Source organism: Micromonospora foliorum, assembly GCF_022229015.1.
GTDB lineage: Bacteria > Actinomycetota > Actinomycetes > Mycobacteriales > Micromonosporaceae > Micromonospora > Micromonospora foliorum.
The window spans coordinates 1-10,071 of record NZ_JAKKFF010000355.1; the positions used below are offsets into that span (position 1 = coordinate 1).

Sequence of the window (10,071 nt, forward strand, 5' to 3'; positions counted from 1 at the left end):
GACCCGGCCGGCCCACCCGGCGACCTCGGTGCCGAGGTGCCGGTCGCGGGTCAGCCCCCAGACGGCGGCGCGCAGCGCCCGGCCGCCGTCGAGCGGCAGCCCGGGCAGGCTGTTGAACAGCGCCACGATGACGTTACTGACCGCGAGCTGGAAGGCGAGCTGGTGCGCCACGGTCCCCTCAGGCAGGGCCAGCGTGGCGGCGACGGCCAGGACGCCGAGCACCGCGGAGACCGCCGGGCCGGCCAGCGAGACCAGCAGGTCGACGCGGGGCGACGGGGCGTCCCGGTCCATCTCGGTGTAGCCGCCGAGCAGTTCCAGGGTGATCCCGCGCACACCGATGCCGTAGCGCCGGGCGGTGAGGGCGTGGCCCAACTCGTGCAGCAGCACCGAGCCGAGCAGCGACACGACGAACCCGAAGCCGATCAGGTAGCCGCTGAGCTGCGGCAGGGCCAGTTGTCGGCGGGCGAACTCGCCGTACAGCACCGCGATGAGCACCGCGAGCAGGACCATGGAGCCGTTGAGGTGCAGCGGCACCCCGAACACCCGGCCGACGTTCAGGCCGAGGCGTCGGTCTGGTCGGCGCGGCGGCCGGGTTGTCTGCTCCATCGCCACGATGCTACGGACCGTCGCTGTGTGGGGCGGGCGGCGGTCGGTGTCACACCGGTGCCCTAACCTTTGCCGACATGACGGCGGAATCGGTCACCACCTCCCAACCCTCCCCTGCGGTGCAGGCGCCGCCGACGGTGCGGGCCTCGCTGTCCCCGTCGCGGGCGGCGGATTTCAAGACCTGCCCGCTGCTCTACCGGTTCCGCAGCATCGACCGGCTGCCCGAGCGCACCACCATCGAGCAGGCCCGGGGCACGTTGGTGCACGCGGTGCTGGAGCGCCTGTTCGACCTGCCCGCCACCGGCCGCACACCGGAGGCGGCCGGCGACCTGGTGGCCCCCCAGTGGGACCGGCTGGTCACCGAGCAGCCGGAGCTGGCCGGGATCTTCGACGGCGCGGAGCCGGCCGGCCCGGTGGAGTTCCTCCGCTCCGCCGCCGGGCTGCTGCAGGGTTACTTCGCGGTGGAGGACCCGACCCGACTGGAGCCGGCCGAACGCGAGAGCCTGATCTCCGCGGTCGTCGACGAGGAGTTGCTGATCCGGGGTTATCTCGACCGGCTCGACGTCGCTCCGGACGGCGCGCTGCGGGTGGTCGACTACAAGACCGGCGGCGCTCCACGGGAGGCGTTCGAGGCGCGGGCCCTGTTCCAGCTGAAGTTCTACGCCCTGGTGCTGTGGCGCACCCGGGGGGTGGTGCCCCGGGTGCTGCGGCTGCTCTACCTGCGCGACGCCGAGGTGTTGGACTACACCCCGGACGCCGACGAGCTGGTCCGCTTCGAGCGCACCGTGGTGGCGCTGTGGCGGGCGATCGAGCAGGCCACCGCCCGGCAGGATTTCCGGCCCCGGCCGAGCCGGCTCTGTGACTGGTGCAGCCACCAGGCGTTGTGTCCCAGCTTCGGCGGCACCCCGCCGCCGTTCCCGGTCGCGGCGGCGAGCGCTGACCCGCTGCGCGACTCCCGGTCCACCCCGGTCGCGCCGGGCGCCGACGAGTGACGGCCTCCTGACCGACGTGCACGCCCGGCGCGGCGACTCAGGCCGCCCGGGACCGCCCGCCGCACGCCGACGCCGCTGACCCGACCGCAGCGGTGTCGTCGCGGTCGGGACGGGGCGACCGGCCGGCCTCTACGGTGATCCGCGACGCACCGGCTCCCGTACGCGAGGATGACCGGTGCGTGCCACGACGTCGGCGGGACGGGAGACGGAATGAGCGATCAGGCGCCCTCGGCGCGGCCGGTGCGGATCCTGCTCGCCGACGACCAGCCGCTGCTGCGGACCGGGTTCCGGATGGTGCTGGGCGCCGAGAGCGACCTGGACGTGGTGGCGGAGGCCGGCGACGGCGTGGAGGCGGTGGAGCTGTCCCGCCGGCTGCTGCCCGACGTCGTTCTGATGGACATTCGGATGCCCCGGATGGACGGGGTGGCGGCGACCCGGGCGATCGTCGACGCCCGACTGCCGGTGCGGGTGCTGGTGCTCACCACCTTCGACCTGGACGAGTACGTGGTGGGCGCGTTGCGGGCCGGCGCCAGCGGGTTCCTGGCCAAGGACGTGCCGGCCGAGGACCTGATCGCGGCGATCCGCACGGTCGCCGGCGGGGACGCGGTGGTGACACCTCGGATCCTGCGGCGACTGCTGGACCGCTTCGCCGAACTGCTGCCCGACCCGGCGGTGACGCCGTCGGCGGCGCTGAACGCGCTCACCGAGCGGGAGCGTGAGGTGCTCGTGCAGGTCGCCCGGGGGCTGTCCAACGCCGAGATCGCGACGGTCCTGTCGGTGAGCGAGACCACCATCAAGACGCACGTCGGGCATGTGCTGACCAAGCTGCGGCTGCGCGACCGGGTCCAGGCGGTGGTGCTGGCGTACGAGTCGGGGCTCGTCCGCCCTCGGGCGTAGCCGCAGCGGCCCGGGTACCTCACTCGGCGTACTCGAAGATCCCTCCGTGGGGGGACGGCCGCCGTTGCCGTCGTCACCTACCGTGACCGGAGATGGCCTGGTTCGGTTGACCCTCCTGTGGCGTCAGGTGCAAGTGTCGGTGCTGCCGCCCGACGCCGGGGAAAAACGGTCGACCGGCCGTCGACTCAGGGGCAACCCTGATCCGACATGGGGGTGCACCCGCAGCGGGAAATCCGCGCCGGGTCCCCCCAGGGTTGGACGGAGCGGGCGTACGCAGCACCGATGATTGAACAGTCGCGCCGGACCATCGGGGGGCGGCGTGCATTTTCGGACAGACGGAAGAGGTAGATGACGTGACCGCGACGGTAGGCCAGCAGGCGCAGGCCGCGGCCCGGGCGAACGACGTGTGGAAGGTGTACGGCAGCGGCGAGGCTCAGGTCGTCGCGCTGCGGGGGGTCAGCGCGGAGTTCGAACGTGGCCGCTTCACCGCGATCATGGGCCCGTCGGGTTCCGGTAAGTCGACGCTGATGCACTGCCTGGCCGGTCTGGACTCGGTGACCCGGGGGACGGTGGCGATCGGTGAGACGACGGTCACCGGGCTGGGCGACGCGGGGCTGACGAAGCTGCGGCGCGACAAGGTGGGTTTCATCTTCCAGCAGTTCAACCTGCTGCCGACGCTGACCGCCAAGGAGAACATCCTGCTGCCACTGTCGATCGCCGGGCGCAAGCCGGACCCGGCCTGGTACGACACGGTGATCGACACGGTGGGTCTGAGGGACCGGCTGGACCACCGGCCGGCGCAGCTCTCCGGTGGGCAGCAGCAGCGGGTGGCGTGCGCCCGGGCGCTGGTCTCCCGCCCCGAGGTGATCTTCGCGGACGAGCCGACCGGCAACCTGGACTCGCGCTCCGGCGCGGAGGTGCTCAACTTCCTGCGTAACTCGGTACGGGAGCACGGCCAGACCATCGTGATGGTCACCCACGACCCGACGGCCGCCGCGTACGCCGACCGGGTGGTCTTCCTCGCCGACGGCGAGATCGTCTCGGAGCTGATCGAGCCGACCGCCGAGACGGTGCTGGACACCATGAAGAAGCTGGACACTCCGGCTGAGGTGGGCAACTGATGTTCCGCGCGACGCTGAAGAGTCTGCTGGCCCGTAAGGTCCGGCTGATCCTGTCCGGCCTGGCGGTGGTGCTCGGGGTGATGTTCGTCTCCGGCGCGTTCGTGCTCACCGACACGCTGGGTCGCTCCTTCGACTCGGTCTTCGCCGACGGTTTCTCCGAGATCGACGTGAACGTCGCGGCGAAGCCGAAGGTGCAGGTCAACGAGATGGAGGGCGAGCAGACCGTCGCCCCGCTGCCGGCCGCCCTGGTGGACCGGGTGAAGCAGGTGCCGGGGGCGGCCTCGGCGACCGGTGTGGTCAACGCCGACGGCGCTCGGGTGATCGGCAGCAACGGCAAGGTGGTCACCTCGTTCGGCCCGCCGCAGCTGGGCGAGAACTGGACCGGCGAGAGCGAGTTGCTGCAGCTGCGGGAGGGGCGCGCGCCGCAGGCCGAGGACGAGATCGTCATCAACAAGGCGTTGGCCACGGCCGCGAAGGTGCAGGTCGGCCAGAAGGTCGGCGTGCTCACCGCGTTCGAGTCGAAGAAGCGGGACTTCACCCTGGTCGGCGTGTTCGGTTACAGCGGTGACCGGGACTCGATCGGCGGGGTCAACGAGGTCTTCTTCACCACGCCGGTGGCGCAGCGGCTGATGCTGGGCGAGCCGGATGTGTTCAGCAGCATCACCGTGCAGGCCGCCGACGGGGTCTCCGACGAGAAGCTGCGCGACGACGTGGCCCGCACCCTGGGCGCGGACTTCGAGGTGAAGACCGGCGAGCAGGTGGCCGCGGACGCCTCGGCCAGCCTGAAGGAGGGCCTGTCCTTCTTCAACAAGATCCTGCTCGGCTTCGCCGCGGTGGCGCTGCTGGTGGGCACCTTCCTGATCCTCAACACCTTCTCGATCATCGTGGCGCAGCGGACCCGGGAGTTGGCGCTGATGCGCGCCATCGGGGCCAGCGGCCGGCAGATCATCGGTTCGGTGGTGCTGGAGGCCATCGCGGTGGGTCTGATCGCGTCGGTGCTCGGTCTCGCGGCCGGCATCGGGGTGGGCGCGCTGCTGGCGTTCCTGTTCGGCAAGCTCGCCGGTGGGCTCACCCTCGCCGGGATCGGTGTGCCGGCGGCCGCGGTGATCGGTTCGTTCGGCGTCGGTCTGGTGATCACCGTGGTGGCGGCGCTGCTGCCGGCCCTGCGGGCGTCCCGGATCCCGCCGATCGCGGCCATGCAGGACGTGGCCACCCCGGACCGGCCGTTGACCAAGGTCACCGTGGCCGGGTCGCTGGTCACCGGCGTCGGCGCGGTGCTGCTGTTCCTCGGGCTCAGCGGCAACGCCGGCGGTCAGACGCTGGCCACCATCCTCGGTGGGGTGCTGTTCGCCTTCATCGGGGTGGCGTTGCTGACCCCGCTGATCAGCCGGCCGGTGGTGAGCCTGCTCGGCGCGATCTTCTCCTGGTCGGTGCCGGGCAAGCTGGGCCGGCTCAACTCGGGGCGCAACCCGCGCCGTACGGCGATCACCGCCGCCGCGCTGATGGTCGGCATCGCGCTGGTCACCGGCGTCACGGTCATCCTCGACTCGGCCAAGGGCAGCATCAGCGCACTCGCCAAGGACACCATCAAGGCCGAACTGGTGATCGCTGGCCAGCAGGGCGGCCCGCGTCCGCCGACCTTCGACCCGGGGGTACTGGACCGGGCCAAGGCCCTGCCCGGTGTCCGGATGGTCGACGGCGAGTACGGCGACATGGGGCGCATCGACGGCGAGAGCACCTGGGTCGCGGCGAGCAGCGACATCGCGTCGCTGCGGCAGATCTTCGGCGCGAAGCCCACCGCCGGTGACATCGACCGGCTCGGGCCGACCCAGATGCTCGCCAGCTCCGACACGGCCACCTCCCGTGGCTGGTCGGTGGGCTCCACGGTCAACGTGCAGCTGACCCGGGGCGAGGCACGCACCTACACGATCAGCGGCATCTACGAGTCGTCGCAGCTGACCAACCCGGTGACCCTGCCGGCGACCGCGGCGAAGGACTTCGCCATCCCGCAGCCCATCCAGGGCTTCATCCAGTTGGCCCCGGGCACCCGGGTGTCCGACGTTCAGCCGCAGGTGGAAGCGTTGCTCGCGGACAGCCCCGAGGTGTCGGTGGCCGACCGGGACGCGTTCATCAAGCAGCAGACCAGTTCGCTCGACGGGCTGCTCACGATGATCCAGATCCTGCTCGCGCTGGCCATCGTGATCGCCGTTCTGGGAATCATCAACACCCTGGCCCTGTCGGTGCTGGAGCGGACCCGCGAGTTGGGTCTGCTGCGGGCGATCGGCCTACGCCGGTCGCAGACCATGGGCATGATCACCGTGGAGGCGGTGGTGATCTCGGTGTTCGGCGCGCTGCTCGGCGTGGTGGTGGGCACCGGCCTCGGCGCCGCGGTGGTCGAGGCCCTCAAGGACGAGGGCATCACCGACCTGATCCTGCCCTGGGGGCAGATGGGTGTCTTCCTCGGTCTCGCCGCCGTCATCGGCGTGGTGGCCGCGGTGCTCCCGGCCGTCCGGGCGGCCCGGATCAACGTCCTGGGCGCCATCGCCCACGACTGACCGGCACTGCCGAGGCCCCCGGTCGCCATCCGCGCGACCGGGGGCCTCGGCCTGTCCCATTCGCCCTCGGCCGCCCGTGCCGACTGTCAGGCTGGTGCTGCCGGCAGGGCGCCGGCCCGCCCGCGACCCGGGCGGCCGCAGAGCCGGGGCCGGTGACATGACCGATCAGGACGCCTACCAGCGGGCGCTCGACAACGCCGAGCGGCTGCTCGGCCAGCCGTTGGTCCTGCCGCTCGGCGAGGGCGAGCCGCCGGTGGGGCACGACTTCCGTCGTCTCGCCACCGAGCAGACCTTCGGCGCGGCGTGGCCCCGCGAGGGCCTGGACCTGCGCAGCCGATGCCTGGTCTCGGTGGCCATCGCCGCCGCCCTCGGCACCCACGAGCCGCTGCGTGGGCAGTTGCGCATCGCCTTGACCTCGGGCGTGACCAGGGAGGAGATCGTCGAGCTGTTCATCCACCTGGCCGCGTACGCGGGTGCCGCGCGGGCATTCGACAGCTACCAGGTGGTCGCCGCGGTCTTCGCCGAGCGCCCCTGACCGCGCCGGGCTTTTCAGCCGGTCGCCGCGGCCCGATCGGTCAGCAGCGCCGCGAGCAGCTCCAGGTCCGCGCCGGTCAGGCTCTCCACCTGGTGTACGCCGACAGTGCTCGGCAACGCGACCTCCGCCGGTACGGCCAGCACCGCCGCGCCGGAGGCGACCGCGCTGGCCACCCCGGTCGGTGAGTCCTCGATCGCCACGCAGCGCTCGATCGGCACACCCAGCAGTCGGGCCGCGGTCAGGTAGGGCTCGGGGTGCGGCTTGGCCGCCACCACCTCGTCGCCGGCGACCACCGCGTCGAAGTTGTCCCGACCGAGGGTGTCCAGGGCGATCTCGACAAGCGCCCGAGGGCTGGAGGTGACCAGCGCCGTGGAGATTCCCGCCGCGCGGACCGCGCGCAACAGGTCGAACGCGCCCGGCCGCCAGCGCAGACCGGTCCGGAACAGTTCCAGGATCCGGGCGTTGATCCACGCCGCGCTGATCTCCGGATCCCGCTCGGGCTGCCCCAGGTCGTCGTGCAGGATGCGCATCGACTCGGCCATGGCGGTGCCGATGATCGACCGGCGGGCGTCCTCGGAGAGCTCCCCGCCGTACTCCTTCGCGAGTTCCTGCAACGCGACGTCCCACAGCTTCTCGCTGTCGACAAGCGTGCCGTCCATGTCGAAGAGCACAGCGGCGGGGTGATGGCTGCTCAGCGGAACCTCCAGGGTCGTGACCGACACCGCGATCCTGCCAGCACCCCCGGTGGCCGGTGGCGGCAACGGGCGCCAGGGTGATCCGGGCAACCCCGCTCAGCCCAGGTCGCACTCCTTCAGGGAGCCCTCGTAACCGCGGAAGAACATGTCGGTGCGCTGCTCGGCGGTGCCGTGCGCCCCTTCCGCGAACCACGGCTGGTCCGGGTCGTCGCCGACCGCCGCCACCCCCTCCCGGAACTCGTCCAGGTCACCTTCGGCGAGGGTCAGGGCACGCGAGCGCACCGAGTCGCCGAGGTACGCCCCGGCCATGCAGTCGGCCTGCAACTCCTGCTGGATGGTGAAGCTGTAGTTGATGCCGAGCCGCACCTGGATACCGTGCGCGTACTCGTGCCCGAGCAGGTAGAACACGAACGCGTCGCCGACCTGGCGGAACGCCGCCACCGACCAGGCGATGTCGTACGCGATGAAGTCGCCCTGCGAGCAGTAGACAGCGTTGTTGCGGGGCAACGGCTGGCCGCCGCAGGACACCTCGCCGTCGCGCTGGTACGGGGTGATCCGCCGGATCGGTCGGAACCGCTGCCCGGACTCCTTGAACTGGGCCGCCCAGTACCGCTCGGCGACCGCCTGCGCGTCGGCGACGTCCTGCTCGAACTCGGCCACGCTGGTGGTGCTGTCGGCCCGGGTGGTGCTCGGCCCCGGCGAGGCGGCCGAGGGGTTCGCCCCGGGGCGTTCGGCCTCCGGCTCGGCCAACCCACCGCCGGCGCAGGCGAGGGAGACCAGGGCGGCGATCAGCAGTCCCGCCAGCGGGCCCCGCGCGTCGCGTCCGAACCGTGCCGCCACTGTGCCTCCCCAGACATCGGTGCTCGTGCTGGTAGTACCCCGACGACACGACCGAAACGCCCGTCACCGGTTTCACGTGCGGAGTGGCCGGACGGTTCACGCCCGGTGGGCCCGGGCGGGCTGCGACGGCAGCGGGCCCGGGGTGGGCTGGGGTGGTGTCGCGCGCGGGCTCGGTGGGCTCGGGGCGGCGCTGCGGGGCCGCCACAATGCTCCGGGGCGGGTGTCGCCGTCTGATCAACAGCCGGCTGCGCCGCTCGTGCGGCCAGTAGGGTCGCTCACCCGCCCGACTCCCGGCCGCGCTGCCACGTGTCGCCCTGGTCACCGTGCCGCTCGGCCTCGTACCGCTGCTGCCGGACCCGAGCGTCCCGCCCAGCCCGAGGGTCGTCGCCCCCAACCTCACCGGCACGCCCCCGCCGCAGCACAACACCAAACGCCACACCCGCCAAAACCACAAAAACCCCGACCACCACCCACACCACCGTCATCCGGCCACCGTAGGCCCCACCCACCACCCACCCACCACCCCGAACCTCGGTGATCATGAAGTTAGCGTCATCCCACTCGGCGTGTTGTGACGCTAACTTCATGATCACCGTTTGGGTGGGGGGCAGGAAGAGCTGGGGGTGTGTCCGGGTGGGGGGTTGGGGTTCGACGTTTCCTGTGGGCGCCGGGGTGGTGTCCTTGCAGGAGGAGGGGAAGAACCGTGAAGTACATGATTTTGCTCTACGGGTCGCAGCAGGACTATGACGTGCTGTCGGGGCGGGCTTCCGACCGGCCGGCGATGTCGGCCGAGCAGATCGCGGCGATGCACAAGCACATGGAGACCTTCCACCAGGCGCTGGCCGAGTCCGGGGAGCTGGTCGACGCCCGGGGCCTGAGCGAGCCGGTGCACGCCCGCCGGGTGCAGGTGCGCGAGGGGGCACCCGTGGTCACCGACGGCCCCTACCCGGAGACGCAGGAGGTTCTCGCCGGTTACACCATCGTGGAGTGTGCCAGCTTCGACCGGGCCACCGAGATCGCCGCCGGCCTGGTCGACCCGGACGCCCCCGGTGGGTACGTGGACGTCCGGCCGGTGCTCGACGGTGTCGAGGACCTGGCCGGCTGACCCGGTGCCGGAGACTCCCGCCGAGGACCTGCTGCGCGAGCTGGCGCCGCAGGTCCTCGGCGCGCTGGTCCGCCGCTACGGGCACTTCGACACGGCCGAGGACGCCGTGCAGGAGGCGCTGATCGCCGCGGCGGACCGTTGGCCGCGCGACGGCGTACCGGACAATCCCCGTGGCTGGCTGATCACCGTGGCGTCCCGTCGGCTGACCGACCTGCTGCGTCGCGAGCAGGCCCGGATGCGGCGGGAGGACACGGTGGCGCGGTGGGTGCTGCCGGAGCAGTGGCGCGCCCCCGCCGCCGACCGCCCACCGGCGGACGCCGACGACACGCTCATCCTGCTGTTCCTGTGCTGCCACCCGGCGCTGTCGGCGGCGTCGCAGATCGCGCTCACCCTGCGGGCGGTGGGCGGGTTGAGCACCGCCGAGGTGGCGCGCGCGTTCCTGGTGCCGGAGGCGACGATGACCCGGCGGATCAGTCGGGGCAAGCAGCGGATCCGCGACAGTGGGCTGCGGTTCGCGCCGCCCACCGGCGCGGAGCGCGCCGACCGGCTCGCCGCCGTGCTGCACGTGCTCTACCTGATCTTCACGGAGGGGTACGCCCGCACGGCCGGGCCCGGGTTGCTGCGCGCCGACCTGACCGCCGAGGCGATCCGGCTGACCCGCCTGGTGCGCCGGCTGGTGCCCGAGGACCCCGAGGTCACCGGGCTGCTCGCGTTGATGCTGCTCA

General features: G+C 72.1%; 11 protein-coding genes. 7 read left to right on the forward strand and 4 right to left on the reverse strand.

Annotation, left to right across the window (positions count from 1 at the left end; translation table 11 throughout):
* Positions 1 to 543: M50 family metallopeptidase (locus PSH25_RS24260; RefSeq protein WP_372492839.1), on the reverse strand; the 543-nt coding region annotated here is incomplete at its 3' end.
* Positions 544 to 683: 140 nt separating this feature from the next.
* Here PSH25_RS24260 and PSH25_RS24265 point away from each other — a divergent pair.
* The 5 genes from PSH25_RS24265 to PSH25_RS24285 all read left to right on the forward strand — a co-directional run bounded on the left by PSH25_RS24265 (position 684) and on the right by PSH25_RS24285 (position 6,706).
* Positions 684 to 1,598, forward strand: a complete 915-nt coding sequence (locus tag PSH25_RS24265) for a RecB family exonuclease (RefSeq protein ID WP_238661266.1) — start codon at positions 684 to 686, stop codon at positions 1,596 to 1,598.
* A gap of 210 nt (positions 1,599 to 1,808) precedes the next feature.
* Positions 1,809 to 2,495 (forward strand): response regulator, encoded by a 687-nt coding sequence (locus PSH25_RS24270; protein ID WP_238661267.1) that lies wholly within the window; start codon positions 1,809 to 1,811, stop codon positions 2,493 to 2,495.
* Between the two features lie 353 nt (positions 2,496 to 2,848).
* A complete protein-coding gene (locus PSH25_RS24275) occupies positions 2,849 to 3,616 on the forward strand; it encodes an ABC transporter ATP-binding protein (RefSeq protein WP_238661268.1) in 768 nt (255 codons plus the stop codon).
* Positions 3,616 to 6,171 (forward strand): ABC transporter permease, encoded by a 2,556-nt coding sequence (locus PSH25_RS24280; protein WP_238661269.1) that lies wholly within the window; start codon positions 3,616 to 3,618, stop codon positions 6,169 to 6,171. Before PSH25_RS24275 ends, PSH25_RS24280 begins: the two co-directional genes overlap by 1 nt.
* A 157-nt stretch (positions 6,172 to 6,328) precedes the next feature.
* On the forward strand, positions 6,329 to 6,706 hold the full coding sequence (locus PSH25_RS24285) for a carboxymuconolactone decarboxylase family protein (RefSeq protein WP_238661270.1): 378 nt from the start codon (positions 6,329 to 6,331) through the stop codon (positions 6,704 to 6,706).
* Positions 6,707 to 6,720: 14 nt separating this feature from the next.
* On the opposite strand, the gene PSH25_RS24290 is transcribed toward PSH25_RS24285, so the two are convergent.
* From PSH25_RS24290 to PSH25_RS24300, 3 genes are all read right to left on the reverse strand, one after another.
* A complete protein-coding gene (locus tag PSH25_RS24290; protein WP_238661274.1) occupies positions 6,721 to 7,377 on the reverse strand; it encodes an HAD family hydrolase in 657 nt (218 codons plus the stop codon).
* A gap of 120 nt (positions 7,378 to 7,497) precedes the next feature.
* A complete protein-coding gene (locus tag PSH25_RS24295; RefSeq protein WP_238661271.1) occupies positions 7,498 to 8,241 on the reverse strand; it encodes a neutral zinc metallopeptidase in 744 nt (247 codons plus the stop codon).
* A gap of 275 nt (positions 8,242 to 8,516) precedes the next feature.
* Positions 8,517 to 8,783 (reverse strand): hypothetical protein, encoded by a 267-nt coding sequence (locus PSH25_RS24300; RefSeq protein WP_238661272.1) that lies wholly within the window; start codon positions 8,781 to 8,783, stop codon positions 8,517 to 8,519.
* 170 nt (positions 8,784 to 8,953) lie between these two features.
* Between PSH25_RS24300 and PSH25_RS24305 the strand changes: the two genes are divergently transcribed.
* Positions 8,954 to 9,346: a YciI family protein gene (locus PSH25_RS24305; protein WP_238661275.1), complete on the forward strand. Its 393-nt coding sequence runs from the start codon at positions 8,954 to 8,956 to the stop codon at positions 9,344 to 9,346.
* 4 nt (positions 9,347 to 9,350) lie between these two features.
* Positions 9,351 to 10,071, forward strand: a 721-nt coding sequence (locus tag PSH25_RS24310; RefSeq protein ID WP_238661273.1) for an RNA polymerase sigma factor, incomplete at its 3' end; no start/stop codon positions are given.